This window comes from Pseudomonas sp. GW822-FHT03F08 (genome assembly GCF_058801265.1).
Genome location: NZ_JBXANC010000004.1, coordinates 327,771 through 354,634, shown reverse-complemented (window position 1 = coordinate 354,634; position 26,864 = coordinate 327,771). Strand labels below are relative to the sequence as shown.

The following is a 26,864-nucleotide window of genomic DNA, read 5'->3' as shown; positions in this document are numbered from 1 at the left end:
TGTTTGGGCGGTCACTCGTGATCTTCGAGGTACTGCAGCGCCATCCGCTCCGTCGCCACCTTCACCGGCGGCAACAGGTGCGGTGCCACCAGCATCATGATCTGGTACACCACCAGCCTCACTTCCCCCTCGCGATCGAGAATCCGCTGATAGTCCAGCGAGAACAGCAAGGTCATGGTGATCTGCTCGACCAGTTGCCCCAGCGCCTGGGTATCACTGACCAACTGCCCCGACGCCTTCAATCGCGCCAGCAATGACGCCAGCGTGCGCTTCAGGACGTTGAGAAAGTTGCGGATGCCCTTGGCCAGTTTCGGCAGACGTCCGGCCAGGTTCGACAAGTCCTGGAACAGGAACCGGTACTGCGCCAGCCGCTCGACGATCAAGTGCAGGAACAGCCAGTAATCCCCCGGCGCCAGCTCTACATCCGCGGGCGGGTCGAGCAGTGGCGCCAGTTCGTTCTGGAAGCGCTCGAACAACCCGAGGATCAGCGGCTCCTTGCCGTGAAAGTGGTAGTAGAGGTTGCCGGGGCTGATCCCCATTTCATTGGCAACCTCCATGGTGGAGACGTTCGGCTCGCCCTTTTCGTTGAACAACTGCAGGGCACATTCGAGGATCCGTTCGCTTGTTTTCATCCAGTCTTCTTAAAGGGCGGTTGGGGCCGGTCAGCGCACACGCACGTAAGTGCCGGGCGCCGCCTCCATCGGTGGATAGTTCGCGTTGCCAAGGGCCATCTGGGTTTCGCGCAGGGTGCCGGAGCGCTGCTGAACCCATTCCAGCCACTGCGGCCACCAGCTGCCGTCGACTTTTTTCGCGTCGTAGTACCAGGCACGCGGGTCGCTGCTCATCTTGCCGTTTTCGACGTAGTTGGCCTTGGGGTTGCTCGGCGGGTTGAGAATGCTCTGCACATGGCCGCTGTTGGACAGCACGAAGCGCCGCTCGCCACCGAGCAGCAAGGTCGAGCGATACACCGCGTCCCATGGCGTGATGTGGTCGTTCATGCCGGCCACGCTGAAACTGTCGACCGTGACTTTCTGCAGGTCGATCGGCGTGCCGCAGACTTCCAGGCCGCCCGAATGAATCAGCGGGTTGTGCTTGAAGAAATCCAGCAGATCGCCATGAAACGCGGCGGGCAGACGGGTGCTGTCGTTGTTCCAGTAGAGGATGTCGAACGCCGGCGGCTCCTTGCCCAGCAGGTAGTTGTTGACGAAGTAGCTCCAGATCAGATCGTTGGGACGCATCCAGGCGAACACCTTGGCCATGTCGCGACCGTCCAGCACGCCTTTCTGGTAGGAGCGGCGTTTGGCCGCTTCGAGGGTCTGTTCATCGGCGAACAGTGTGGCCGGAGAGTCGATCTGGCTGTCGAGCAGGCTCACCAGATAGGTTGCGCTGGAGACTCGCCGCAGTTGCCGCTTGGCCTGCAAGTGCCCTTGCAGTGCGGCGATGGTCAGCCCGCCGGCGCAGGCGCCCATCAGGTTGACTTCGCGGGCGCCGGTGATCGCCCGGCAGATGTTCATCGCTTCTTCCACGGCTTCGACGTAGGTCGACAGGCCCCATTCGCGGTGGCGCACGTCCGGGTTGCGCCAACTGATCATGAAGGTCTGCAAGCCGTTCTTCAGGGCGTACTGGACGAAGCTGTTGTTCGGGCTCAGGTCGAAAATGTAGTACTTGTTGATTTGTGGCGGCACCACCAGCAGCGGTTTTGAATACTGCTTTTCGCTCATCGGCTTGTACTGGATCAGCTCAAGCATTTCGTTGCGAAACACCACCGAGCCGGTGGTGGTGGCGACGGTCTTGCCGACTTCGAAAGCCTGCTTGGTAACCTGGCGCGGCAGGCCGTCGTTGTGCAGCAGGTCATCGAACAGATGGCTCAGCCCACGCACCAGGCTGTGGCCGCCGGAGTTGAACAGCTCCTTGACCGCCAGCGGATTGAGCAGCGTGTTGGAGGGCGCGACGGCGTCGTTGATCAGGGAAAAAGCGAAGTGCGCACGGGCGCGATCGTCATCGCTCATGCTGCTGTCGTCGATCCAGCTCTTGACCTGCTTCTGCCAGCTCAAATAAGCCTGCAGGCTCCGGCGGTAGAACGGGTTGAGGCTCCAGGCCGGGTCGGCGAAGCGGCTGTCATTGGGGTTGGTCGGGTGAAGGGTTTCGCCGAGCAGCACGCGTCCGAGCGCGCCACCGAGTTTCAACGCGTGCCTCGCGCTGTGAATCGGGTTGCGCAGGCCGTGGGCGGCTACGCTGCGCAACGTCGAAATCAGGTCGCGGCCACGCAGGCCGGTCATTGCACTTTGTGCATTGATGAAAACGGCAGGACTGGGCACTACGCCCGTCGCTGGTTTGTCGCGCATGACTCAACACTCCTTCGTCTTCAGGTCAAAAACAAACACACCGAACCAGAACACCATAGACGCTGTTGCGGGTTGTTGCCTGCGCGGCGTCCTGCCACGCACTTTGAAAAGGCTCTGCAAGGAGCTGTCCAGAAAACCGGACCGGGCCGGTTATCCGCCCAGCGGTGTCGGGTGGGGGTGCATCACTGCACGAAGACGTTCCTCCTGGAGGAACTTCATGATGATCGGCGCCACGGCTTCGGCCCGGGTGATCAGGAACAGATGACCGTCATCGATGATGTGCAACTGGGCGTTGGGAATCCGCCAGGCCAGCATGCGCATGTTGATCAGCGGGATCAGCGGATCGTCGTCACCGGCCAGCACCAGGGTCGGCTGATGGATCTTGTGCAGCCAGTGAATGCTGGTCCAGCCAAGGCCCGCGAACAGTTGCCAGTAGTAGCCGAGCTTGCCCGCCGAACGCACCTTGGCCGCATGGCTGGCGGCGAGTGTCGGGTCGCGGCGGAACGAGCCGCCGTAGATCATCGGGGCGATGCGGATCACATGGGACGGCTGGATGTAGCGCCGTGGACTGGCCATCATCCACAGCACCTTCGGCTTGCCCGGCACCATCACTGCGCCCGCCGCCGTCGCTGCCAGTACCAGCTTCTTGCAGCGCTCGGGATAGTCATAGGCGAACTGTTGCGCCAGCGCGCCACCCCAGGACACGCCGATCACATTGACCTGTCCGTAGTCGAGGTAGTCGAGCATCCGTGCAGTGAGCTTCGCCAGTCCCGGAAAGCGATACGGCCGTCTCGGCGTCGAAGAGCCACCGACACCGGGCACGTCGAAGGCGATCACTTCCAGGTCCGGATCCAGCGCCGCGACAAAAGGAAACACCAGCTCCAGGTTGGCGCCGATGCCGTTGAAAATCAGCAAGGGCGTCAAGTGAGGCTTGCCGGGGCGAACCGCCGTGCGGATGGTCTGGCCATCCAGCTCGACAGTACGAAAGATGAACGGTTGCGGCATGCTTCAAGGCCCTGTGGGTCGCAATCTCAGTGTTCACCTCACTCCCCGGGGGGAGTGAGGTGTGTCGGTTACCGCTCGTGTACGTAAGTGCCCGGTGAGGCCTCGCCTGCCGGGAATGCTTTGTTGCCCAGTTTCGTCGGTGCCTTTTTCAGCTCGCCCGAACGCGCCGCTTGCCACGCCTGCCAGTGCAACCACCAGGAATCGGCATGTTTGGTCGAGTTTTCCTGCCAGTCATCGGCATTGGCGGTCATTTCGTCGCTGGTCATGTAGCGCGATTTCGGGTTGCCCGGCGGGTTCAGAATGCTTTGGATATGCCCGCTGCTCGACAGCACGAATTCCACCTTGCCGCCAAACAGCTGCGCCGACTTGTAGCAAGACTTCCACGGGGTGATGTGGTCGTTGGTGCCGGCCAGCGAGAAGATGTCGGCGGTCACCTGCTTGAGGTCGATCGGCGTGCCGCACACTTCCAGTGCATCGGGGCGGATCAGTGGGTTGTTTTTGAACATCTCGATCAGGTCGCCGTGGAACGCCGCCGGCAACCGGGTGGTGTCGTTGTTCCAGAACAGGATGTCGAACACCGGCGGCTCGTTGCCGAGCAGGTAGTTGTTGACCCAGTAGTTCCAGATCAGATCGTTGGGACGCATCCAGGCGAAGACCTTGGCCATGTCTTTGCCTTCGAGCACGCCGGCCTGATACGAATGACGCTTGGCCATTTCCAGGGTCTGCTCGTCGACAAACAGCGCGACGTCGCTGTCCAGGGTGGTGTCGAGCACGCTGACCAGCAGGGTCAGGGCATTGACCTTGTTTTCGCCAGTGGCGGCATAGTGGCCGAGCAGGGCGGTGCACGTGATGCCGCCAGAGCAGGCGCCGAGCATGTTGACGTCCTTGCTGCCGGTGATCGCGGTGACCACGTCGACCGCTTCCTTCAGGGCTTCGATGTAGGTCGAAAGGCCCCACTCGCGCTGTTCCTTGGTCGGGTTGCGCCAGCTGACGATGAAGGTCTGCACATTGTTGCGCAGGCAGAAGCGCGCCAGGCTCTTGTCCGGGCTCAGGTCGAATACATAGAACTTGTTGATCTGCGGCGGTACGACCAGCAGCGGGCGCTCGTGCACCTGCTCGGTGATCGGCTTGTACTGGATCAGCTCCAGCACGTCGTTGCGAAACACTACCGCGCCTTCGGTCACGCCCAGGGTCTTGCCGACCTCGAACGCGCCCATGTTGACCTGGCTCGGCATGCCGCCGTTGTGTACCAGATCCTTGGCCAGATGCGAGAGGCCGTCGAGCAGGCTCTTGCCGCCAGTCTCGAAGAAACGTTTGACCGCCGCCGGGTTGGCCGCCGTGTTGGTCGGCGCCATGGCTTCGGTCATCAGGTTGATCACGAAGTGCCCGCGCGCAATGTCCTTGGGCGAGAGGCTGCTGTCGTCGATCCAGGCATGGAGTTCCTTGCGCCACGCCAGATAGGTTTGCAGGTAACGCTTGTACAGCGGGTTCTGACTCCACGCCGGATCGGCAAAGCGACGGTCATCGCCAGCCGGTTGCAGTTCTGATTTGCCGAACAGCACGTTCTTCAATTCGAGGCCGAAATGAGTGACGTGTTTGACACTATGGATCGGTTGTTTGATGGCCTGGGTCAGCACCATTCGAGCAGAGGCCAGCAGATCCTTTCCGCGAAGCCCAACGACAGGATTCAGCCCCAGGGTGTTTTCCGAGGCTTGGTACTTCAAATCATCGTTATTCTTGTTACTCATCTACGACGCTCCATTGTCCTGAGACGAGTACCCGGTTTTCTGCTGTGCAGTTCCACAGCCAATGCCAGGTACTACTGCTCGGGTGACCGTTGATTCTGCATAGCTGCTTTACAGTCGTAGAGCACTGCAGGGAACTTGCCAGCTCCATTGGTTACCCGAGTTTAATTTTTTTCGCAAGCAGCCGATCCCGGACCGCTTTAGCGGAGCATTCAAACAGATGAATTTAGAAAATGCCCTCTAAACAGTCCGAGGCGCGGACTAGAGCATCAGCTTGACGACGGACTCGTCCGGGTCGCGGGTTTTGCCGGCGGCTTTGAGCTCGGCCAGATAATCCGCCCAGAGTGCGTCATAACGTCGCCCCAGTTCGTAGAGGTAATCCCAGGTGAACAGGCCGCTGTCGTGACCGTCGTCGAAGGTCAGTTTCAGTGCGTACTGACCGGCCGGTTCTACCTTGGTCAGGCCGACGTGCAGCTTGCCGAATTGCAGGATCGGTTTGCCGTGGCCCTGGACCTCGGCGGAGGGCGAATGCACGCGCAGGAATTCGGCGGGCAGGGTGTACTCCTCGCCGGACGCGTATTTGAGCGACAGGGTTTTCGAGGCTTTGTGCAGTTTGATGTCGGTGGGGAGTTGGGTCATTGCCGGCGTTCCGTCAGGTGAAAAAAATTGTGGGAGCCGATGGCTCCCACAGTTTCACGACCACTGTCAGTATGGCTTACAGGATATAACGAGACAGATCTTCGTTCTGCGCCAATTCACCCAGGTGGCTGTTGACGTACTCGGCGTCGATCAGGATCGCCTTGTCGTCGTGGGCGCTGGCCAGATCGCCGGCGCTGAACGACACCTCTTCCAGCAGGCGCTCGAGCAGCGTGTGCAGGCGACGGGCACCGATGTTCTCGGTCTTCTCGTTGACCTGCCAGGCAATCTCCGCCAGGCGCTTGATGCCGTCAGGCTGGAACTGAATGTTCAGGCCTTCGGTCTTCAGCAGCGCGCAGTATTGCTCGGTGAGCGAGGCGTGCGGTTCGCTGAGGATGCGCTCGAAGTCTTCCGGGCTCAGGGCCTTGAGTTCGACGCGGATCGGCAGACGGCCTTGCAGCTCCGGCACCAGGTCGCTCGGCTTGCTCAGGTGGAACGCACCGGAGGCGATGAACAGGATGTGGTCGGTCTTGACCATGCCCAGCTTGGTGTTGACGGTGCAGCCTTCGATCAGCGGCAGCAGGTCGCGTTGTACGCCTTCACGGGACACATCGGCGCCGCCGACATTGCCGCGCTTGGCGACCTTGTCGATTTCGTCGATGAACACGATGCCGTGCTGCTCGACCGCTTCCAGGGCCTTGGCCTTCAACTCTTCTTCGTTGACCAGGCGACCGGCTTCTTCATCGCGCACCAGCTTCAGCGCTTCCTTGACCTTGAGCTTGCGAGACTTCTTCTTGCCCTTGCCCATGTTGGCGAACAGGGACTGAAGCTGGTTGGTCATCTCTTCCATGCCCGGCGGCGTGGCGATCTCGATGCCGGCCATTTCGGCGACTTCGATCTCGATTTCCTTGTCGTCCAGTTGACCTTCGCGCAGGCGCTTGCGGAACAGCTGGCGGGTGTTGGAATCCGGGCTCGGCGCTTCTTCGTTGCTGAAGCCCATGCGTGCCGGCGGCAGCAGGGCGTCGAGGATTCGGTCCTCGGCAGCGTCTTCGGCGCGGTGGCGAACGCGGGTCATTTCCTGCTCGCGCAGCATTTTGATCGCGGCATCGGCCAGATCACGGATGATCGATTCGACGTCGCGGCCGACGTAGCCGACTTCGGTGAACTTGGTCGCTTCGACCTTGATGAACGGCGCATTGGCCAGCTTGGCCAGGCGACGGGCGATCTCGGTTTTACCGACACCGGTCGGGCCGATCATCAGGATGTTCTTCGGGGTCACTTCAACACGCAGCTCTTCAGGCAGCTGCATGCGGCGCCAGCGGTTGCGCAGGGCAATCGCGACGGCGCGCTTGGCATCGTCCTGGCCGATGATATGGCGATTGAGTTCGTGGACGATTTCGCGGGGAGTCATGGACATAATAATTGACGGTCCTCAAGCAGAAACAAGCCGTGGCACAGGGCCGACTCAGGCTTCTTCAGCGAGATCCTGCTCCTCAATGGTCTGAGTGTGGTTGGTGAATACACAGATGTCGGCGGCGATCCCGAGAGCGGTCTCGACGATTTCGCGGGCCGACAGATCGGTCTTTTTCAGCAGCGCGCTGGCAGCAGCCTGGGCGTAACCGCCACCGGAACCCATGGCGATCAGGCCGTTTTCCGGTTCGACCACGTCACCGTTGCCGGTGATGATCAGGGAGGCGTCCTTGTTGGCGACCGCGAGCATGGCTTCGAGGCGGCTCAGGGAACGGTCGGTGCGCCATTCTTTTGCGAGTTCGACGGCGGCGCGGATCAGGTGGCCCTGATGTTTCTCGAGCTGGCCTTCGAAACGTTCGAACAGGGTAAAGGCGTCGGCGGTGGCACCGGCGAAACCGGCGATGACCTGGCCGTGGTACAGGCGACGAACTTTCTTCGCGTTGCCTTTCATCACGGTGTTGCCGAGAGAAACCTGGCCGTCGCCGCCCATGACGACTTTGCCGTGGCGGCGGACTGAAACGATGGTGGTCAAGGGAAGAGTCTCCACACTGCGGGGCGAAAATGCCTTATGCCCATTCATATGGGGGTGGTGGAGAGGATTTCAACTGCGGGGAGGGAGAGGGGACGAGCGGTGTTGTCGCGCTGATCCTCCCCACGCAGAGCGCGGGAAGGATCATTCGGGGGAAATCAGCGGCTCTGGCGTTGTTGTAACAACAGGTTGCTGAAGCCCGCGCCCGCCAGTTGTTTCTGGGCGGTGGTCAGTTGTTCGCGGTTGCTGAACGGGCCGACCAGTACGCGATACCAGGTTTCATCCTTCACCGTCCCGGATTCAACCGCTACCGCCTGGCCGAGCAGAATGATCTGCGCGCGCACCTTGTCGGCATCGGCCTCTTTGCGGAACGAACCGGCCTGGAGGAAGAACTTGGTTACCGGCGCAGCCTTGGTCACCGGCGGCGCTGGCGGTGGGGTAATCCCGGCCAGTGCAGCCTGGGCGCGCGCCGTGTCGATCTTCGCCGCTTCGGCCGGGGTCACCGGCGTGGTCGGGATCGCCGGCACCTGTGGCGTCGGCAGGGTTTTCTCCGGCACGGCGTCTGGCGGCACGATCACTTCCGATTCCGGCAGCAGGGTGTAGAAGTCGTACTTCGGCTTCACCGGTTGCGTCGGGCTCGGCGGGGTCTTGTTGGCCTCGGCGATCTTGGTGGCTTTCTGTTGCTGCTGTTGCTCGATCTTCTCGCGCTTGACCGTGTCGCTGCCCTTGCCCGGCTCCAGTTTCATCAGGAACACGATGAACGCGCCGACCGTCAGGCCGATGGCCATCCACAGCCAACCCGGGATCGGTTGCTTTGCAGGAGCTTGGTAACGGCTGGCGCCACGCTTGGGTGCAGGTTTTTTCTTGGCAGCCAACTTACATACGCTCCAGGGTTTCCAGGCCGAGCAGTTCCAGGCCTTGCTTGAGGGTACGGCCGGTCAGCGCGGCAAGGCGCAGACGGCTTTGCATTTGTGCCGGGGTGTCGGCGGCGAGGATCGGGCAGTTCTCGTAGAAGCTGGAGAACAGGCCGGCGACGTCGTACAGGTAGGTGCACAGGGTGTGTGGCGTGCCCTTTTCCGCGACGTTGTTCAGCACTTCACCGAACTGCGCCAGTTTGGCCGCCAGTTCCTGTTCGTGCGCCGCTTCGAGAACGATCTGGCCGTCGACTTCGCTGAAGTCCTTGCCCAGTTTGCGGAACACGCCGGCCACGCGGGTGTAGGCGTACAGCAGGTACGGCGCGGTGTTGCCTTCGAAGTTGAGCATCAGGTCGAAGTTGAAGCTGTAGTCGCTGGTGCGGTGCTTCGACAGGTCGGCGTACTTCACCGCGCCGATGCCCACGACTTTGGCGATGTTGCGCAGCTCGTCTTCGGCCAGCTCCGGATTCTTGTCCTTCACCAGGGTGTAGGCGCGTTCCTGAGCTTCGGTCAGCAGATCGATCAGCTTCACGGTGCCACCATCACGGGTCTTGAACGGACGGCCGTCGGCGCCGTTCATGGTGCCGAAGCCCATGTGTTCCATTTCCATCGGATGGGTCACGAAACCGGCCTTACGCGCCACGGCGAACACTTGCTGGAAGTGCAGGGCCTGACGCTGGTCGACGAAGTACAGCGCACGGTCGGCCTTCAGCTTGCCGCTGCGGTAGCGCACGGCCGCCAGGTCGGTGGTGGCGTACAGGTAGCCGCCGTCAGCCTTGACGATGATCACCGGCAGCGGCTCGCCTTCGGCGTTCTTGAACTCGTCGAGGAACACGCACTGGGCGCCGTTGCTTTCGACCAGCATGCCGGCGGCTTTCAGGTCGTTGACCACGTTGATCAGGTCGTCGTTGTAGGCGCTTTCGCCCATCACGTCGGCCATGGTCAGTTTGACGTTGAGCAGTTCGTAGATCTTCTGGCAGTGCGACAGCGAGATGTCCTTGAACTTGGTCCACAGCGCCAGGCATTCGGCATCGCCGGCCTGTAGCTTGACCACCAGGCCACGGGCGCGGTCGGCGAATTCCGGGGACTCGTCGAAACGCTGCTTGGCGGCGCGATAGAAGTTTTCCAGGTCCGACAGTTCGTCGCTGGTGATCGGGTTTTCCTGCAGGTACGCCATCAGCATGCCGAACTGGGTACCCCAGTCGCCAACGTGGTTCTGACGGATCACGGTATCGCCGAGGAACTCAAGCACACGGGCCACGCCGTCGCCGATGATGGTCGAGCGCAAGTGACCGACGTGCATCTCTTTGGCCAGGTTCGGTGCCGACAGGTCGACCACGGTGCGTTGCGCCGGGCCGGCCTTGCGTACGCCAACGTGTTCGTCCGCCAGGGCGGCGTCGAGGCGCGAGGCCAGCGCTTGCGTGTTCTGGAAGAAATTGAGGAAGCCGGGGCCGGCGATTTCGGCCTTGGTGACGTTCTCGTCAGCCGGCAGGGCGGCGATGATTTTCTCTGCCAGGTCGCGCGGCTTCATGCCCGCAGGCTTGGCCAGCATCATCGCGATGTTGCTGGCGAAGTCGCCGTGAGTCTTGTCCCGGGCGTTCTCCACCTGGATCGCCGGCGTCAGGCCTTCAGGCAACACACCTTCGTTGACGAGTTGGGTGAGGGCTTGTTGGATCAGCTGGCGAATGGTGTCTTTCATGGTCTTCTCTTTCGACCGCAAGCGCGGCGGCGCATCGATGCGCGGGTGGAAAAACTGGGCATTATCCGTTGCGAAGACGGGCTTGCCAACCTTAGCAGGCAGGATGTGGATGTGTGGTGACAATTCGAGCGGTTTTGCCCGGTCAGTACAGATCCACCGGATCGACATCCAGCGACCAGCGCACCGCCCGGCCGCTCGGCATCTGCTCCAGCGCCAGCAGCCAGCTCGCCAGCAACCGGTGCAGCGGCGCCCGGGCCGTGGCCTGCAACAGCAGCTGCGCGCGGAAGCGTCCGGCCCGACGTTCCATCGGCGCCGGCACCGGTCCCAGCAGTTCGATGCCGCTCAGGTTCTGCTCGGCCAGCAAGCGCTCGGCTTCGCTGCAGGCTTCATCGAGAAAGCCTTCGGCCTGCCCCGGTTTGTGGGCTTCGGCGCGCAACAGTGCCAGATGCGAGAATGGCGGCAGCCCGGCGGCGCGGCGTTCGCTCAGGGCCTGTTCGGCAAAGGCGAAATAACCCTGTTCGGTCAGTTGTACCAATAACGGGTGGTCGGCGAGGTGGGTCTGGATGATCACCTTGCCCGGTTCTTCCGCCCGCCCGGCACGGCCGGCGACCTGCACGATCAGCTGCGCCATGCGCTCGCTGGCGCGGAAGTCACCGGAAAACAATCCGCCGTCGGCGTCGAGGATCGACACGAGGGTGACCCGGGGGAAGTGGTGACCCTTGGCCAACATTTGAGTGCCGACCAGAATGCACGGCTGACCTTTCTGGATCGTGGCGAACAACTGATTCATGGCGTCCTTGCGCGACGTGCTGTCGCGGTCGACGCGCAGTACCGGATAGTCCGGGAACAGAATCGCCAGCCGCTCCTCGGCCCGTTCGGTGCCGGCGCCCACCGGCCGCAGATCGACCTTGTTGCACTTCGGGCACTGGCGCGGCACGCGCTCGACATAACCGCAGTGGTGGCAGCGCAGTTCGCCATAGCGCTGGTGCACGGTCATCCGCGCATCGCAGCGCTGGCACTCGGACATCCAGCCGCAATCGTGGCACAGCAGGGTCGGGGCAAAACCCCGGCGGTTGAGGAACACCAGCACTTGTTGGCCGGCGGCGAGGGTCTGGCCGATGGCCTGCTGCATCGGCCCGGAAATGCCGCTGTCCAGCGGACGACTTTTCACATCCAGACGCAGGAACCGTGGCTGCTTGGCGCCGCCGGCCCGCTCGTTCAGGCGCAGGAGCCCGTAGCGACCGGTGTAGGCGTTGTGCAGGCTTTCCAGCGATGGCGTCGCGGAACCGAGGACAATCGGGATGTTTTCCTGCCGCGCCCGCACCAGCGCCAGATCCCGTGCGTGGTAGCGCAGGCCTTCCTGCTGTTTATAGGAACCGTCGTGTTCTTCGTCGATGATGATCAGCCCCGGATTCTTCATCGGGGTGAACAGCGCCGAGCGGGTGCCGATAATAATGTCGGCCTCGCCATCGCGGGCGGCGAGCCAGGCGTCGAGCCGCTCGCGGTCGTTGACCGCCGAGTGCAGCAGGGCGATGCGCGCATTGAAGCGTTGTTCGAAGCGCGCCAGGGTTTGCGGGCCGAGGTTGATCTCCGGGATCAGCACCAGCGCCTGCTTGCCGGCTTCGAGGGTTTCGCGGATCAGCTGCAGATAGACTTCGGTCTTGCCGCTGCCGGTAACCCCGGCCAGCAGGAACGCGTGATAACTGTCGAAACCGGCGCGAATCGCTTCATACGCAGCGCGCTGTTCGCTGTTGAGCGGCAGTTCCGGCTGGGCCAGCCAGTGCTCGTGGCGTGCGCCGGGGGCGTGGCGACGCACTTCGACCTGCACCAGATCCTTGGCCAGCAGCAGATCGAGGCTGTCCTTGTTCAGCATCAGTTTGCTCAGCAACTGATGGGCGACGCCGTGAGGATGCTGGGCCAAAGTCGCCAGGGCTTCACGCTGGCGCGGCGCGCGGGCGATGCGCGGGTCATCGAGGCTGGCACCGGGGGCGGCGGACCAGAAACGTTCCTGGCGGGCCTCGGCCAGTTCGCCCTGGCGCAGCAGCACCGGCAGTGCCCAACTCAAGGTGTCGCCGAGGCTGTGCTGATAATACTGGGCGGTCCACAGGCACAGCTTGAACAGTGCTGGCGGCAGCGGCGCCGTGGCATCGAGCAGGGCCAGCGCCGGTTTGAGCTTCTCCACCGGCACTTCACTGGTGTCAGTGACTTCCACCAGAATCCCGATCATTTCCCGCCGACCGAACGGCACTCGCAGGCGCATGCCCGGTTGCAACTGCGAACGCAGCACGCCGGCCGGGGCCCGATAGTCGAACAGGCGGCGCAGGGGCGAAGGCAGGGCGAGGCGCAGAATGGCGTCGGGCACGCGGAGGATTCTCATAGGCGGGGCGGTGAAGAAGGGCGGGAGCCTAGCAGACGGTCGGTTCTGTGTCCTCCATCAGGAAAGCGTTCAAATGTTGACGAGTGGGTTTTGGCGTCAGGCAAGGCGCTACGACGACTCATAGCTTGCTATGGGGAGGAGTAGCAACGCAGCCTGACGTCAAAAGACGCCGTCAACATTGAACAGTCTTTTCTGATGGAGGGCACCCCGGACAGCTTGCGTGATTGAAAAGGTCTGGTAGAATCCGCGGCCTAATTACGTGCGGTATTCAACAATAGTGTTGGGTGGCGGCACGCTAGCCTGAGGAAGACACCATGAAAGCTGATATCCATCCAGAATACCCAGCAGTTGCTGTTACCTGCAGCTGCGGCAACAAGTTCGAAACCCGTTCGACCTTCGGCAAAGCCCTGGCGATCGACGTTTGCAACGAGTGCCACCCGTTCTACACCGGTAAGCAGAAGACTCTGGACACCGGTGGTCGCGTTCAGAAGTTCGCCGACCGTTTCGGTGCTTTCGGCGCGAAAAAGGCCTAAGGCCCTTCATTCTGGAAAGCCTCAAAGGTTTTTCCGGTCTGATGAAAAAGGCGTCCCTTGCGGGCGCCTTTTTTGTGTCCGCGATTTGGCTGTCCGGCGCCCAGGCCTTCTGCCCTGCTCCCGCCGGCCTGACCAGCGTCTCCGTGCAGCGCGTGGTCGACGGCGACACCTTGCGCCTGAGCGACGGGCGCAGCGTGCGGATGATCGGGCTCAACACCCCTGAGCTCGGCAAGCAGGGTCGCAGTGACGAGCCATTCGCGGCAGCGGCGCGCAAGCGCCTCGAAGCATTGGTCGCGGAGGGCGACGGTCGGGTTGGCCTGCAGCTCGGCGCCGAGTCCAAGGATCATTACGGCCGGACCCTGGCCCATGTTTTCAGCGCCAAGGGTGACAATCTCGAAGCGCAAATGCTCGCCGATGGCCTCGGTTTCCAGGTCGCGGTGGCGCCGAATGTCGATCTTGTCGATTGCCAGCAGGCTGCCGAACGACGTGCACGGCAGGCCGGTCTTGGCCTGTGGAAGCGCTCACCTGTACTGAAAGCGGAGCAGATCGAGCGATCGGGTTTCGCAGTGGTCAGCGGTCGTGTGAGCAAGGTTCAGCGCAATCGCGGCGGAATCTGGATCGAATTGCAGGACAAGCTTGTACTGCGCGTTGCACCCAATCTGCTGGATCGTTTCGATGACGCTTCGTTGCTAGCGCGGAAGGGCAGGCAGATCGAGGCCCGAGGCTGGGTGGTCGACCGTTCGCGACGGGGCGGATTGAAACCGGGTCAGGCTCGCTGGTTGTTGCCGCTGACCGATCCTTCGATGTTGCAATCGTCTCGCTGAAGAAAAATTGTAGACATTTTTTCTGTCGATTGTGAACAGTCAAGCCCTTGTGCGCCGTGGCTCTTGGCCCAAAGTCGTAGGGCAGGGCGCTTGACAGGGGTGACCGGGCAGTCTTGTGGGGACTTTGCGAGGCGCGTATCCTCGCTGACCAGTCTGTCCAACAGTAAAAAGCGGAATGCCAAAATGTCTGATCTGAAAACTGCCGCTCTCGAATATCACGCCCATCCTCGTCCAGGAAAGCTGAGTGTCGAGCTCACCAAGGCCACTGCTACCGCCCGCGACCTGTCGCTGGCCTACAGCCCCGGCGTAGCTGAACCAGTGCGCGAGATCGCTCGCGATCCTGAACTGGCCTACAAGTACACCGGCAAGGGCAACCTGGTTGCAGTCATTTCCGATGGCACCGCGATTCTGGGCCTGGGTAACCTCGGCCCACTGGCTTCCAAGCCAGTGATGGAAGGTAAAGGCGTGCTGTTCAAGCGCTTCGCCGGCATCGACGTGTTCGACATCGAAGTCGATTCCGAAAGCCCGCAAGCCTTCATCGACACCGTAAAACGCATTTCCATCACCTTCGGTGGCATCAACCTGGAAGACATCAAGGCGCCTGAGTGCTTTGAGATCGAACGCGCTCTGATCGAGCAGTGCGACATTCCGGTGTTCCACGATGACCAGCACGGCACCGCGATCGTGACCGCTGCGGGCATGATCAACGCCCTGGAAATCGCTGGCAAAACCCTCGGCGAAGCCAAGATCGTCTGCCTGGGCGCCGGCGCTGCCGCTATCTCCTGCATGAAATTGCTGGTGAGCATGGGCGCCAAGGTCGAGAACATCTTCATGATCGACCGTACCGGCGTGATCCACGCTGGCCGTGACGACCTGAACCAGTACAAGGCTGTGTTTGCTCACGCTACCGAGAAACGCACGCTGGACGACGCCATCGAAGGCGCTGACGTATTCGTCGGCCTGTCGGGCCCGAACCTGCTGAGCGCCGAGCAACTCAAGCGCATGGCGGCCAACCCGATCGTCTTCGCGTGCTCCAACCCGGATCCGGAAATCTCCCCGGAACTGGCCCACGCCACCCGTAACGACGTGATCATGGCCACCGGCCGTTCGGACTACCCGAACCAGGTCAACAACGTGCTGGGCTTCCCGTTCATCTTCCGTGGTGCCCTGGACGTTCGCGCCAAGCGCATCAACGAAGAAATGAAAGTGGCTGCTGCCAACGCCCTGCGTGAGCTGGCCAAACTGCCGGTTCCACAGGAAGTGTGCGACGCCTACGGCGGCATCAAGCTGGAATTCGGTCGTGAGTACATCATTCCGAAGCCAATGGACAAGCGCCTGATCACCCTGATCTCCGACGCCGTGGCCAAGGCCGCGATCGAGACCGGTGTGGCCACCCTGCCGTATCCGAAGCACTACCCGCTGAAAAGCGTGGATGACGTGTTCAACGGCTAAGTCGTTGTAGCGCTTCAACCGAAAGCCCCGGCTCGTGAGAGTCGGGGCTTTTTTGTGCCTGAGGGTTTTGTGTCGGGTGTGGCCGGTTCATCCAGCACCAATCCTGAAGGCAATAAAAAGCCCCGCACTTCTCACGAAGGCGGGGCTTTTTGGCGGATCAGGATCGGGATCAGAACAAATCGATCGGCGCCTGTTCATCCGCCGGCAGCGGGCTGCCCGGCGCGGTACCGTTGCCGATCTCGTTGACCGACGGCGGCGTGTCTTCGGCCTTGAACAGCTCGAAGTAGGCGCCCGGTGTGCTCGGTGTGGCCGCGCGGCCGCTGACCGGGTCCACCCGCAGGCTGAGGATGCCTTCCGGCTCTGGCTGGACATGCGGCGGCTTGTCCTTGAGTGCGGCGCTCATGTAGTTCATCCAGATTGGCAGCGCTACGGTGCCGCCGAACTCCCGGCGACCAAGGCTTTCCGGCTGGTCGAAACCGGTCCAGACCGTGGTCACGTAATCGGCGTTGTAACCGGAGAACCACGCATCCTTGGATTCGTTGGTGGTACCGGTTTTACCCGCGATGTCGCTGCGACCCATGGCCAGTGCACGACGACCGGTGCCGAGCTTGATCACGTCCTGCAGCATGCTGTTGAGGATGTAGGTGGTGCGGCCATCGACGATGCGCTCGGCGACTGCCGGCACTTGTGGCATTGCGGCACTGCCCGGTGCTTCACCCGGAATCGGCGCTGCGTTGACGGTGATCGATTGGGTCGCCGGTGCCGCGATGCCGTCGGTGGCTGCGCCGCCCTGCGGTACGGTCGGCGGGTTGGCGACAAACAGCGTGTCGCCATTGCGGCTTTCGATCTTGTCGATGATGTACGGGGTGATCTTGAAACCGCCGTTGGCGAAGGTGCTCCAGCCGGTGGCGATTTCCATTGGCGTCAGGGTCGCGGTGCCCAGCGCCAGGGACAGGTTAGGCGGCAGGTCCTGTTTGTTGAAGCCGAAGCGGGTGATGTAGTCGATGGTCTTGCCTACGCCCATCGCCTGCAGCAAACGGATCGAAACCAGGTTGCGCGACTTGTACAGCGCCTCACGCAGACGGATCGGGCCGAGGAAGGTGTTGGTGTCGTTCTTCGGACGCCAGACCTTGTCCAGGTACTCGTCGACGAACACGATCGGTGCGTCGTTGACCAGGCTGGCGGCGGTGTAGCCGTTATCCAGCGCGGCGCTGTAGACGAACGGCTTGAAGCTCGAGCCCGGCTGACGCTTGGCCTGCATTGCGCGGTTGTAGTTGCTCTGCTCGAAGGCGAAACCGCCGACCAGCGAGCGGATCGCACCGTTCTGCGGATCCAGCGACACCAGCGCGCCCTGGGCCTGCGGAATCTGGCTGAACTTCAGCGAATTGTTCGGCTGGCGCTGCACGCGCACTAGGTCGCCGACCTGCGCGACATCCGATGGCTGACGCGGCGCGGCGCCCATGCTGTTGGTATTGAGGAACGGACGGGCCCATTTCATGGTGTCCCACGCCACGTGCTCTTCGCCGGTGCGGGTCAGCACTTGCAGACCGTTCTTGTCGACCTGGGTGACGATAGCTGGCTCGAGGCTGCTGATGGTGCGCTGCTTGGTCAGCTCCGTGGCCCAGGCTTCATGGGTCTTGCCCGGCAGACGCGATTCAGGGCCACGGTAGCCGTGACGCTGGTCGTAGGTCATCAGGCCTTCGTGCAGCGCGGTGTTGGCCATTTCCTGAAGGTTGCTCGGGACCGTGGTGGTGACGCGGAAACCTTCGGTGTAGGCGTCGCTGCCGTAGCGGCCGACCATTTCGGCGCGGGCCATCTCGGCGATGTACGGCGCGTTCACTTCCGGGGTTGGCACGTGATAGCTGGCGTTCAACGGCTCGTTGATGGCGGCGGTGTAGTCGGCCTCGGTGATCTTGCCGAGCTTGTACATGCGCCCGAGGATCCAGTCACGACGCTCCTTGCTGCGCGCCGGGTTGGCCAGCGGGTTGAAGCGCGACGGGGCTTTCGGCAGGCCGGCGATCATCGCCATCTGCGCCAGGCTGACCTCACGGATCGACTTGCCGTAATACACCTGCGCCGCCGCCTCGATGCCGTAGGCGCGGTTGCCCAGATAAATCTTGTTCACGTACAGCTCGAGGATCTCGTCCTTGGTCAGCTGTCGTTCGATCTGCAGGGCCAGGAGGATTTCCGTGGTCTTGCGCGAGAAGCTGCGTTCGCTGGTCAGGAAGAAGTTCTTCGCCACCTGCATGGTGATGGTGCTGCCGCCGGACTGGATGTGCCCGCTCTTGACCAGTTGAGTCGCGGCACGCATCAGGCTGCTCGGATCGACACCATAGTGGTTGGCGAAGTTGTCGTCTTCAGCACTTAGTAACGCATTGATGAAATTGGGGGGAATGTCGGCGAAACGGATCGGCGTGCGGCGCATTTCGCCAAATTCTGCGATCAACTTGTTGTCGCTGCTGTACACCCGGAGCGGAATCTGCAACTGAATGCTTCTCAGCGCCTCCACAGATGGCAAACCCGGACTAAGGTAAAGAAACGCGCCGCTGAGACCTAAAAGCAGTCCGCAGAAAACGGCGACGATGGACCAACCGAAGAATTTCAGCAGACGAATCAAGGCTTTTGGACATCCAGGGCAAAGAATGAATTGGGCGACAGGGTTCCGGAAACACACAGAACGGCCCGCGCCGGCAGTAAAAAGCGGAAAAAATCGCTGGGCATTATAAGCACTTTTCCGCTGGGGGCGTCATTTGCGCTTCTGTCAAGACGGGGCGAGGGAACGCAATGCGCATTACAGAGTCCGTAACTCACGGATAGTCATAGGGAATTGGTAGTGCTAGGACTCTTCAACAAAAAGACCAACACGTTACTGGGGATCGACATCAGCTCCACTTCGGTGAAGCTGCTGGAGCTGAGCCGTCAGGGTGAGCGCTACCGGGTCGAGGCGTACGCGGTGGAGCCGTTGCCGGCCAACGCCGTGGTCGAGAAGAACATCGCCGAACTCGAAGGCGTCGGGCACGCCTTGTCCCGGGTGCTGGTCAAGGCGCGTACCGGGCTCAAGAGCGTGGCGGTGGCGGTGGCCGGCTCGGCGGTGATCACCAAGGTCATCGAAATGGACGCCGGGCTGTCCGACGACGAGCTGGAAAACCAGCTCAGGATCGAGGCCGATCAATACATCCCCTATCCGCTGGACGAAGTCGCCATCGACTTCGAAGTTCAGGGCGTTTCACCGCGCAATCCCGAACGGGTCAATGTGCTGCTGGCCGCCTGTCGCAAGGAAAACGTCGAAGTCCGCGAGGCGGCACTGGCCCTCGCCGGCCTCACTGCGCGGGTGGTGGATGTCGAGGCGTATGCGCTCGAGCGCTCGTTCGGCCTGCTGGCCACGCAACTGGCGGCTTCCCAGGAGCGCCTGACCGTTGCGGTGGTCGATATCGGCGCCACCATGACCACCCTCAGCGTCCTGCACAACGGCCGGATCATCTACACCCGCGAGCAACTGTTTGGCGGGCGCCAGCTGACCGAGGAAATCCAGCGCCGTTATGGCCTGACCATTGAACAGGCCGGGCTGGCCAAGAAGCAGGGCGGTCTGCCGGACGATTATGTCAGCGAGGTCCTGCAGCCCTTTCGCGAGGCGCTGGTGCAGCAGGTCTCGCGCTCCCTGCAGTTCTTCTTCGCCTCCGGCCAGTACAACGCGGTCGACCATATTCTGCTGGCCGGTGGCACGGCGTCGGTGCCCGGGCTGGATCGGCTGATCGAAGAGCGCCTGGGCACGCCGACCCAGGTCGCCAACCCGTTTTCCGACATGGCCTTGAGCAGCAAGGTCAACGCCGGGGCCCTGGCCAGTGATGCGCCGGCCCTGATGATTGCCTGCGGGCTCGCGCTCAGGAGTTTCGACTGATGGCGCGGATCAACCTTTTACCCTGGCGTGAGGAGCGCCGCGAAGAACGACGCAAACGCTTCCTGCTGGCCCTGACGGGCGTGGTGGTCGGTTCGGTCGGCGCGGTCTTCATTGCTGCTCAGATTTTCAGCACCGCCATTGAGCGGCAGCAGGCGCGAAACGATTACATCGGCAAACAGATCGCCGTGGTCGATGAGCGGATCAAGCAGATCAGCGAGCTCAAGGCACGTCGCCAGCAATTGGTGGAGCGGATGCGCATCATCCAGGACCTGCAGGCCAACCGGCAGGTCAGCGGGCGGATCTTCGATCAACTGGCGCGTACCCTGCCTGACGGGGTGTATTTCACCAGCGTGAAAATGGTCGGCAAAACCCTGTCGATCAGCGGTGCGGCGGAGTCGAACAATCGGGTGTCCGACCTGATGCGCAATCTCGATGCATCCGACTGGTTCGATGCGCCGAGCCTGAACGAGGTCAAGGCGACCACGGCCGGGCAACTGGATCAGGCCAACGTCTTTCAACTGACCGTCCGTCAAACCCGGCCCAAGAACCTGGAGGACGATCAATGAAACCGTCCGAATGGTTCGCAAGCCTGCGCAATATCGATTTCAACGACCTGGATACCAGCAACATCGGCTCCTGGCCGCCGGCCGTCAAAGGCCTGGCCGGGGCGCTATTGATGATCCTGGTCCTGGCGCTGGGCTACAACTTTTTCGTCAGTGACATGGAAAACCAGCTTGAGCTCAAGCGTACGGAGGAAGCCACGCTCAAGGAGCAGTTCACCAGCAAGGCACACCTGGCGGCCAATCTCGAGCTGTACACCCAGCAGATGAGGGAAATGGAGAACTCGTTCGGCGTCCTGCTGCGGCAATTGCCCAGCGACACCGAAGTGCCGGGGCTGCTGGAAGACATCACGCGCACCGGTCTGGGCAGCGGTCTTGAATTCGAGGAGATCAAGCTGTTGCCGGAGGTGACGCAGCAGTTCTACATCGAATTGCCGATCCAGATCACCGTCACAGGCGCGTATCACGACCTCGCCACCTTCGTCAGCGGCGTGGCCGGATTGCCGCGGATCGTGACCCTGCACGACTTCGAGCTGGCGCCGGCCAACCCGGAAGGCGGGACGAAGTTGCGCATGAGCATCCTCGCCAAGACGTACCGCTACAACGACAAGGGGCTGCAAAAATGAGCCCGATCCGTTTCCTTCTATTGTCGACCTTGACGCTGGGCTTGAGCGGTTGCGGCGGCAACGACTTCAGCGATCTCGACGCCTACATGAATGAAGTGCGCCTGCGGCCGCCGGGCAAGATCGAGCCGACGCCGACCTTTCGTTCCTACCCGACGTTCACCTACAGCGCCGCCAGCCTGCGCAGCCCGTTCTCGCGTCAGGTGCGGGTTGATCTGGCCGGGCAGCAGCATGGTTCGCGCAACGTCAAACCGGACCCGAACCGGGTCAAGCAGTACCTCGAAGGTTTCAACATCGAGCAATTCGAGATGGTCGGCACGATTGCCAATGCCTCCGGCTCCTTTGCGCTGCTGCGCGGGGCGGGCGGGGTGCATCGGCTGAAAGTCGGCGATTACCTGGGGCGCAACGACGGGCGCATCGTCGCGATCAGCGCCTCCCAGGTCGATGTGGTCGAAATCGTTCCCGATGGCGAAGGGGCCTGGCTGGAGCGGCCGCGCACCATTCCTTTGAAAGAGCACTCATAGTGGAAGTCGAACAATGAACAGGATTTTCTCCACCCTCGGTTTTTCGCTATGGATAGCGCTGCTGTCGCCGATGGTTCAAGCGGCCAATCTGAAGACGCTGGATGTTGCGGCGCTGCCGGGCGATCGCGTCGAGTTGAAGCTGTCGTTCGACGGCCCACCGCCACAGCCCAAGGGCTACACCACCGATTCGCCTGCGCGGATTGCTCTGGATCTGCCGGGAGTGGCCAGCCAGCTCGCGAGCAAGACTCGCGACCTCGGTAGCGGAAATGCGCGCACTGCCACCGTGGTCGAGGCCAACGACCGTACCCGGTTGATCATCAACCTGACGCAGCTGGCGCCGTATGACGCCCGGGTCGAGGGGAACACGCTGTTCGTGGTGGTTGGGCAGGGCAGCAAAGTTACTGCGCCGCGACCTGCCACCAAGGCTCCGCGCGCCACGCCGGTGGCCGCCCCGGCCCGGACGTTTGTGCCGACGGCCAAGGCCATTCGTGGTGTGGATTTCCAGCGTGGCACGGCGGGTGAGGGCAATGTCGTCATCGACCTGTCCGACCCGACCATTGCGCCGGACATCCAAGAACATGACGGCAAGATTATCCTCAATTTTGCCCGCACCCAATTGCCCGAGCCGTTGCGGGTGCGCCTCGACGTCAAGGATTTCGCCACCCCGGTGCAGTTCGTCAATGCCGGCGTCAGCGGAGATCGCGCGACCATCACCGTCGAGCCTAGCGGCACCTTCGACTATTCCACTTACCAGACCGACAACAAGCTGACCGTGAGCATCCGGCCGTTGACCGTCGATGACCTGCAAAAGCGCAACGCCGACCGCAACAGCTACAGCGGTGAAAAGCTTTCGTTGAATTTCCAGGACATCGATGTGCGTTCGGTGCTGCAACTGATCGCCGATTTCACCAATCTCAACCTGGTGGCCAGCGACACCGTGCAAGGCGGGATCACCTTGCGCCTGCAAAACGTGCCTTGGGATCAGGCGCTGGATCTGGTGCTCAAGACCAAAGGGCTGGACAAGCGCAAGGTCGGCAACGTGTTGCTGGTGGCGCCGGCGGATGAAATCGCTGCCCGCGAACGGCAGGAACTGGAATCGCAGAAACAGATCGCCGAGCTGGCACCGCTGCGCCGCGAGCTGCTGCAAGTGAATTACGCCAAGGCTGCGGACATCGCCAAGCTGTTCCAGTCGGTCACCAGCGCCGAGGCCAAAGTCGACGAACGGGGTTCGATCACCGTCGATGAGCGCACCAACAACATCATCGCCTACCAGACCCAGGATCGCCTCGACGAGCTGCGGCGGATCGTGGCGCAACTGGATATCCCGGTGCGTCAGGTGATGATCGAGGCGCGGATCGTCGAAGCCAACGTCGATTACGACAAAAGCCTGGGCGTGCGCTGGGGCGGATCGATCCAGAACAAGGGCAACTGGAATACTTCCGGGGTCAGCAACGGCTCGTCGACCACCATCGGTACACCGGGGAGCACCAGCACCAACTCACCGTTCGTCGACATGGGCACGGTCAACAACACGTCCGGGATCGGCATTGCGTTCATCACCGACAACGTCTTGCTGGACCTTGAGCTGACAGCGATGGAGAAGACCGGCAACGGTGAAATCGTCTCGCAGCCCAAGGTCGTCACCTCCGACAAGGAGACCGCGAAGATCCTCAAGGGCACCGAAATTCCGTATCAGGAAGCCAGCTCCAGCGGCGCTACGTCGGTGTCTTTCAAGGAGGCCTCGCTGTCGCTGGAGGTCACGCCGCAGATCACACCGGACAACCGCATCATCATGGAGGTGAAGGTCACCAAGGACGAACCGGACTACCTGAACAAAGTTCAGGATGTACCGCCGATCAAGAAAAACGAGGTCAACGCCAAAGTGCTGGTGAACGACGGCGAGACCATCGTGATTGGCGGGGTTTTCTCAAATACTCAAAGCAAGGTCGTAGATAAGGTGCCATTTCTTGGCGATGTGCCGTATCTTGGCCGCCTTTTCCGGCGTGATGTGGTTTCGGAGAAAAAATCCGAGCTGCTGGTATTCCTCACTCCGCGTATCATGAATAACCAGGCGATTGCTGTGAGTCGTTGATTCTGTGCGAAATTTGATTCTTGTAGGACCGATGGGGGCTGGAAAAAGCACCATCGGCCGATTACTGGCCAAAGAGCTGCGCCTGCCGTTCAAGGATTCCGACAAGGAAATTGAACTGCGTACGGGCGCCAATATCCCGTGGATCTTCGACAAGGAAGGCGAGCCCGGTTTTCGTGATCGTGAGCAGGCGATGATCGCCGAGCTGTGCGCGTTCGACGGCGTGGTGCTGGCGACGGGCGGCGGCGCGGTGATGCGCGATGCCAACCGCAAGGCCCTGCATGAGGGCGGACGGGTGGTGTATCTGCACGCCTCCGTCGAGCAGCAGGTCGGCCGCACCTCCCGCGACCGCAACCGGCCGCTGCTGCGCACGGCCAATCCCGAGAAAACCTTGCGCGACCTGCTGGCGATCCGTGATCCGCTTTATCGGGAAATCGCCGATCTGGTGGTGGAAACCGACGAGCGGCCACCACGCATGGTCGTGCTCGATATTCTCGACCGCCTGCAGCAGCTTCCGCCCCGTTAAAGCGCCGCTCGAAATGCGCTATCCTCGGCGTCCTGTCGAGGGTTGTGGCCGATCGCATGCAAGCGGCGTCACATCACTCAAGACCGGGGACATCCGATAATTCAAGGCAGGACGCCTGCTTCCATCTTCACTGTGGGGACACATGCAGACACTCAAGGTCGATCTAGGCGAGCGCAGCTACCCGATTCATATTGGCGAAGGACTGTTGGATCAGCCTGAATTGCTGGCTCCGCACATCCACGGGCGGCAAGTGGCAATCATCTCCAACGAGACTGTTGCGCCGCTCTATCTCGAGCGTCTGACCCGCAGCCTGGCGCAATTCTCGGTGGTTTCCGTGGTGCTGCCGGACGGCGAAGCCTTCAAGAACTGGGAAACCCTGCAACTGATCTTCGATGGTCTGCTGACTGCTCGGCATGATCGTCGTACCACCGTCATCGCCCTTGGTGGCGGTGTGATCGGCGACATGGCCGGTTTTGCAGCCGCCTGCTACCAGCGCGGCGTCGATTTCATCCAGATTCCTACCACGCTGCTGTCCCAGGTCGATTCGTCGGTGGGCGGCAAGACCGGGATCAACCACCCGCTGGGCAAGAACATGGTCGGCGCCTTCTATCAGCCGAACGTGGTGCTGATCGATACGGCGTCCCTGAAAACCCTGCCAGCGCGCGAGCTGTCGGCAGGTCTGGCCGAAGTCATCAAGTACGGCCTGATCTGCGACGAGCCGTTCCTGACCTGGCTCGAAGACAACGTCGACGCCCTGCGCGCACTGGATCAGAAAGCCCTGACCTATGCCATCGAGCGCTCCTGCGCGGCCAAGGCGGCGGTGGTCGGCGCCGATGAGAAAGAGACCGGTGTGCGCGCCACGCTCAACCTCGGCCACACCTTCGGCCACGCCATCGAAACCCACATGGGCTATGGTGTCTGGTTGCACGGTGAAGCGGTCGCTGCCGGCACGGTAATGGCGATGGAAATGTCCGCGCGCCTCGGCTGGATCAGCGAGCAGGAGCGCGATCGCGGGATTCGTCTGTTCCAGCGTGCCGGCCTGCCGGTGGTGCCGCCTGAAGAGATGAGCGAAGCCGATTTTCTCGAACACATGGCAATTGACAAAAAAGTGATCGACGGTCGTTTGCGCCTGGTGCTGCTGCGCCGGATGGGCGAAGCGGTAGTGACCGACGATTATCCGAAAGAGGTTCTACAGGCCACGCTGGGAGCGGATTACCGCGCTCTGGCTCAGCTTAAAGGTTAATAAGATTCCGATGACTAGTTTGCATGCCGACGAGGCGTTCCTCGGCCATTTCCAGTTAAGTCATGACCCTTTCGCTCCACGGGTCCCGGGCTTCAAATTCTTCCCGGCCCAGCGCAAACCGGTGCTGGGTCAACTGCACCACCTGGCGCGTTACAGCCAGTTGCTGCTGGTGGTCACCGGCCCTCAGGGCAGCGGCAAGACGTTGCTGCGCCAGGCGCTGGTTGCCAGCACCAACAAGCAGTCGGTTCAGAGTGTTGTCGTCTCCGCCCGTGGCGCCGGCGATGCGGCCGGTGTGCTGCGTCAGGTCGCCCAGGCGCTGGACGTGGCCCAGGCCGATGTCGGAGCGATCCTCGATCAGGTCGTACAGTTGGCGCTGACCGGCCAGGAAGTCTATCTGCTGGTGGACGATGCCGAGCAGCTCGACGAGTCCGCCCTCGAAGCCCTGATGGCTTTGGGTGCCGGCGCACCGGAAGGCCGTCCGCATGTGTTCCTGTTCGGTGAGTCGTCGCTGATTGCTCAGCTTGAGGCGCTGCACCTTGAGGAAGAGCGCTTCCACGTCATCGAATTGCAGCCATACACCGAAGAAGAAACCCGCGAATATCTCGACCAGCGGCTCGAAGGTGCGGGCCGTGGCGTCGAACTTTTCACCGCGGATCAGATCTCTGATATTCACGAAAGCTCCGAGGGCTGGCCGGGCAACATCAACCAGGTCGCTCGCGATGCTCTGATCGAAGTCATGATTGCCAGCCGCTCTGCGGTCAAGCGTCCAAGTATGGGGTTCAACATGCCGAAGAAACACGTATTGGCGATTTCCGCCGTCGTCGTGGTGGCGGTCGCTGCCGCCTGGCTGATGCCTGGTCGCAACAAGGCGCCAACCACCGGCGCACCGGCCAATGAACAGGCACAGCTGCCATTGGGCCAGGGTGGCGCACCGAACGTGGAGTTCGCCGGTAACACCCAGCCGATGCCGTTGCCGCTGGTCGGCAATTCGCAACCGGTCATGCGCAAGCCATTGGCCGAAGCGGCCGGCGGGATTACCGAAGGTGACGACGGTGTGCCGCTGGAAGGTTCCAGCAATACGCCACCAACCGTGACCACCACCGCGCCACCGGCCGGTGTGCCTGCCGGTCCTGCGCCGACGCCGGTCCCGGTCCCTGCGGCCAAACCGACACCGGCACCGACTCAGGTTGCCACGGCCAAGCCAGTGCCTGCTCCGGCCGCCCCAGTCGCCAAGCCTGCTCCGGCGCCTGCCAAGCCTGTAGCAGCGGCCAAACCGGCCGAGAAAGCCGCCGAGAAGCCGGTCACCGTCGCCAAGGCCGCTGGCGGCAGCTGGTACGCCGGCCAGGCGCCGGGCAACTACGTGGTGCAGATCCTCGGCACCAGCTCTGAAGCCGCCGCACAAAGCTTCGTCAAGGAGCAGGGCGGCGAGTACCGTTATTTCAAGAAAGTCCTCAACGGCAAGCCGCTCTACGTGATCACCTATGGCAGCTTTGCCAATCGTGATGCGGCCGTTTCTGCCATCAAGGCCTTGCCAGCGAAGGTTCAGGCTGGTAAACCTTGGCCTCGCACTGTCGCCAGCGTCCAACAGGAACTGGCAACAACTCGCTGAAGATTCGGCGGCCTTACCCAGGCCGCCTCTCCAAGCACCTCAAAATCTCTACAAGTGCGCGCCGTCTCTACAGACCGCGTGCCTTGTGGTGTCTGCGTCACAGTAGTCTTTGAGTCGTTGCGGTCAAAATTAAAAAAGTTTTGACTAGCACAGCAGATCGCTTTAAACCTTTCACAAATGCGACATGAATTTGCGACATTTCGTCGTCAAATTTGTGAGCCTCTGTGTCGCTGTGTACAATGACCACCCTTTTGCCCCCGCTA

General features: G+C 61.8%; 22 protein-coding genes. 11 read left to right on the top strand and 11 right to left on the bottom strand.

Translation table 11 applies throughout. From position 1 onward, the window contains the following. Positions 1-11 precede the first annotated feature (11 nt). The 10 genes from AC1RME_RS12040 to AC1RME_RS11995 form a co-directional block, all read right to left on the bottom strand. Entirely contained in the window at positions 12-632 is a 621-nt protein-coding gene (locus tag AC1RME_RS12040; protein ID WP_096819930.1) for a TetR/AcrR family transcriptional regulator, read from the bottom strand. Positions 633-662: 30 nt separating this feature from the next. Beyond that, the gene (gene phaC / locus AC1RME_RS12035; protein ID WP_096819929.1) at positions 663-2,345 is read right to left on the bottom strand and encodes a class II poly(R)-hydroxyalkanoic acid synthase; all 1,683 of its coding nucleotides are present in this window, start codon (positions 2,343-2,345) and stop codon (positions 663-665) included. A gap of 150 nt (positions 2,346-2,495) precedes the next feature. Next, entirely contained in the window at positions 2,496-3,350 is an 855-nt protein-coding gene (gene phaZ, locus AC1RME_RS12030; RefSeq protein ID WP_085732561.1) for a poly(3-hydroxyalkanoate) depolymerase, read from the bottom strand. Between the two features lie 68 nt (positions 3,351-3,418). Next, a complete protein-coding gene (gene phaC / locus AC1RME_RS12025) occupies positions 3,419-5,098 on the bottom strand; it encodes a class II poly(R)-hydroxyalkanoic acid synthase (RefSeq protein WP_102620211.1) in 1,680 nt (559 codons plus the stop codon). Positions 5,099-5,356: 258 nt separating this feature from the next. Then, positions 5,357-5,734, bottom strand: a complete 378-nt coding sequence (locus tag AC1RME_RS12020; RefSeq protein ID WP_085711048.1) for a gamma-butyrobetaine hydroxylase family protein — start codon at positions 5,732-5,734, stop codon at positions 5,357-5,359. A gap of 76 nt (positions 5,735-5,810) precedes the next feature. Next, complete coding sequence (hslU, locus tag AC1RME_RS12015; protein ID WP_096819927.1) at positions 5,811-7,148, bottom strand: ATP-dependent protease ATPase subunit HslU; 1,338 nt, start codon at positions 7,146-7,148, stop codon at positions 5,811-5,813. Between the two features lie 48 nt (positions 7,149-7,196). Continuing rightward, entirely contained in the window at positions 7,197-7,733 is a 537-nt protein-coding gene (gene hslV / locus AC1RME_RS12010) for an ATP-dependent protease subunit HslV (protein ID WP_003220875.1), read from the bottom strand. A 155-nt stretch (positions 7,734-7,888) separates the two neighbouring features. Beyond that, positions 7,889-8,605, bottom strand: coding sequence for an SPOR domain-containing protein (locus tag AC1RME_RS12005; RefSeq protein ID WP_096819926.1), 717 nt, complete (start codon positions 8,603-8,605; stop codon positions 7,889-7,891). A gap of 1 nt (position 8,606) precedes the next feature. After that, positions 8,607-10,343, bottom strand: a complete 1,737-nt coding sequence (argS, locus tag AC1RME_RS12000) for an arginine--tRNA ligase (RefSeq protein ID WP_102620208.1) — start codon at positions 10,341-10,343, stop codon at positions 8,607-8,609. Positions 10,344-10,485: 142 nt separating this feature from the next. Continuing rightward, positions 10,486-12,705, bottom strand: coding sequence for a primosomal protein N' (locus AC1RME_RS11995; protein ID WP_096819924.1), 2,220 nt, complete (start codon positions 12,703-12,705; stop codon positions 10,486-10,488). A 329-nt stretch (positions 12,706-13,034) separates the two neighbouring features. Between AC1RME_RS11995 and rpmE the strand changes: the two genes are divergently transcribed. The 3 genes from rpmE to AC1RME_RS11980 all read left to right on the top strand — a co-directional run bounded on the left by rpmE (position 13,035) and on the right by AC1RME_RS11980 (position 15,529). Beyond that, positions 13,035-13,253, top strand: a complete 219-nt coding sequence (rpmE, locus tag AC1RME_RS11990; RefSeq protein ID WP_007975586.1) for a 50S ribosomal protein L31 — start codon at positions 13,035-13,037, stop codon at positions 13,251-13,253. Positions 13,254-13,294: 41 nt separating this feature from the next. Beyond that, complete coding sequence (locus AC1RME_RS11985) at positions 13,295-14,077, top strand: thermonuclease family protein (protein WP_493091274.1); 783 nt, start codon at positions 13,295-13,297, stop codon at positions 14,075-14,077. A 183-nt stretch (positions 14,078-14,260) separates the two neighbouring features. Further along, positions 14,261-15,529: a malic enzyme-like NAD(P)-binding protein gene (locus AC1RME_RS11980; protein WP_096819922.1), complete on the top strand. Its 1,269-nt coding sequence runs from the start codon at positions 14,261-14,263 to the stop codon at positions 15,527-15,529. Positions 15,530-15,698: 169 nt separating this feature from the next. On the opposite strand, the gene AC1RME_RS11975 is transcribed toward AC1RME_RS11980, so the two are convergent. Further along, entirely contained in the window at positions 15,699-18,143 is a 2,445-nt protein-coding gene (locus AC1RME_RS11975) for a penicillin-binding protein 1A (RefSeq protein WP_371858309.1), read from the bottom strand. Between the two features lie 219 nt (positions 18,144-18,362). Between AC1RME_RS11975 and AC1RME_RS11970 the strand changes: the two genes are divergently transcribed. From AC1RME_RS11970 to AC1RME_RS11935, 8 genes are all read left to right on the top strand, one after another. Continuing rightward, positions 18,363-19,427 (top strand): pilus assembly protein PilM, encoded by a 1,065-nt coding sequence (locus tag AC1RME_RS11970; protein WP_096819920.1) that lies wholly within the window; start codon positions 18,363-18,365, stop codon positions 19,425-19,427. Further along, the gene (locus AC1RME_RS11965; protein WP_096819919.1) at positions 19,427-19,993 is read left to right on the top strand and encodes a PilN domain-containing protein; all 567 of its coding nucleotides are present in this window, start codon (positions 19,427-19,429) and stop codon (positions 19,991-19,993) included. The genes AC1RME_RS11970 and AC1RME_RS11965 overlap by 1 nt, the downstream gene beginning before the upstream one ends. Next, positions 19,990-20,613 carry a type 4a pilus biogenesis protein PilO gene (gene pilO, locus AC1RME_RS11960; RefSeq protein ID WP_096819918.1) on the top strand — a complete coding sequence of 208 codons (624 nt, stop codon included), beginning with the start codon at positions 19,990-19,992 and terminating at the stop codon, positions 20,611-20,613. The genes AC1RME_RS11965 and pilO overlap by 4 nt, the downstream gene beginning before the upstream one ends. After that, a complete protein-coding gene (locus AC1RME_RS11955; protein WP_096819917.1) occupies positions 20,610-21,134 on the top strand; it encodes a pilus assembly protein PilP in 525 nt (174 codons plus the stop codon). Before pilO ends, AC1RME_RS11955 begins: the two co-directional genes overlap by 4 nt. Positions 21,135-21,147: 13 nt before the next feature. After that, positions 21,148-23,226, top strand: a complete 2,079-nt coding sequence (locus AC1RME_RS11950) for a type IV pilus secretin PilQ (RefSeq protein ID WP_493071402.1) — start codon at positions 21,148-21,150, stop codon at positions 23,224-23,226. Positions 23,227-23,230: 4 nt separating this feature from the next. After that, complete coding sequence (gene aroK, locus AC1RME_RS11945) at positions 23,231-23,749, top strand: shikimate kinase AroK (protein ID WP_045121685.1); 519 nt, start codon at positions 23,231-23,233, stop codon at positions 23,747-23,749. A 142-nt stretch (positions 23,750-23,891) separates the two neighbouring features. Beyond that, positions 23,892-24,992, top strand: coding sequence for a 3-dehydroquinate synthase (gene aroB / locus AC1RME_RS11940; protein ID WP_096819915.1), 1,101 nt, complete (start codon positions 23,892-23,894; stop codon positions 24,990-24,992). A gap of 10 nt (positions 24,993-25,002) precedes the next feature. After that, on the top strand, positions 25,003-26,601 hold the full coding sequence (locus tag AC1RME_RS11935) for an AAA family ATPase (RefSeq protein ID WP_102620200.1): 1,599 nt from the start codon (positions 25,003-25,005) through the stop codon (positions 26,599-26,601). The last annotated feature ends 263 nt before the right edge of the window (positions 26,602-26,864 follow it).

Bases quoted from the DNA above. Each gene is read 5' to 3' on its own strand.
- AC1RME_RS12040 (WP_096819930.1), bottom strand. From the start codon at position 632: ATGAAAACAAGCGAACGGATCCTCGAATGTGCCCTGCAGTTGTTCAAC.
- phaC (WP_096819929.1), bottom strand. From the start codon at position 2,345: ATGCGCGACAAACCAGCGACGGGCGTAGTGCCCAGTCCTGCCGTTTTC.
- phaZ (WP_085732561.1), bottom strand. From the start codon at position 3,350: ATGCCGCAACCGTTCATCTTTCGTACTGTCGAGCTGGATGGCCAGACC.
- phaC (WP_102620211.1), bottom strand. From the start codon at position 5,098: ATGAGTAACAAGAATAACGATGATTTGAAGTACCAAGCCTCGGAAAAC.
- AC1RME_RS12020 (WP_085711048.1), bottom strand. From the start codon at position 5,734: ATGACCCAACTCCCCACCGACATCAAACTGCACAAAGCCTCGAAAACC.
- hslU (WP_096819927.1), bottom strand. From the start codon at position 7,148: ATGTCCATGACTCCCCGCGAAATCGTCCACGAACTCAATCGCCATATC.
- argS (WP_102620208.1), bottom strand. From the start codon at position 10,343: ATGAAAGACACCATTCGCCAGCTGATCCAACAAGCCCTCACCCAACTC.
- rpmE (WP_007975586.1), top strand. From the start codon at position 13,035: ATGAAAGCTGATATCCATCCAGAATACCCAGCAGTTGCTGTTACCTGC.
- AC1RME_RS11985 (WP_493091274.1), top strand. From the start codon at position 13,295: ATGAAAAAGGCGTCCCTTGCGGGCGCCTTTTTTGTGTCCGCGATTTGG.
- AC1RME_RS11980 (WP_096819922.1), top strand. From the start codon at position 14,261: ATGTCTGATCTGAAAACTGCCGCTCTCGAATATCACGCCCATCCTCGT.
- AC1RME_RS11965 (WP_096819919.1), top strand. From the start codon at position 19,427: ATGGCGCGGATCAACCTTTTACCCTGGCGTGAGGAGCGCCGCGAAGAA.
- pilO (WP_096819918.1), top strand. From the start codon at position 19,990: ATGAAACCGTCCGAATGGTTCGCAAGCCTGCGCAATATCGATTTCAAC.
- AC1RME_RS11955 (WP_096819917.1), top strand. From the start codon at position 20,610: ATGAGCCCGATCCGTTTCCTTCTATTGTCGACCTTGACGCTGGGCTTG.
- AC1RME_RS11950 (WP_493071402.1), top strand. From the start codon at position 21,148: ATGAACAGGATTTTCTCCACCCTCGGTTTTTCGCTATGGATAGCGCTG.
- aroB (WP_096819915.1), top strand. From the start codon at position 23,892: ATGCAGACACTCAAGGTCGATCTAGGCGAGCGCAGCTACCCGATTCAT.
- AC1RME_RS11935 (WP_102620200.1), top strand. From the start codon at position 25,003: ATGACTAGTTTGCATGCCGACGAGGCGTTCCTCGGCCATTTCCAGTTA.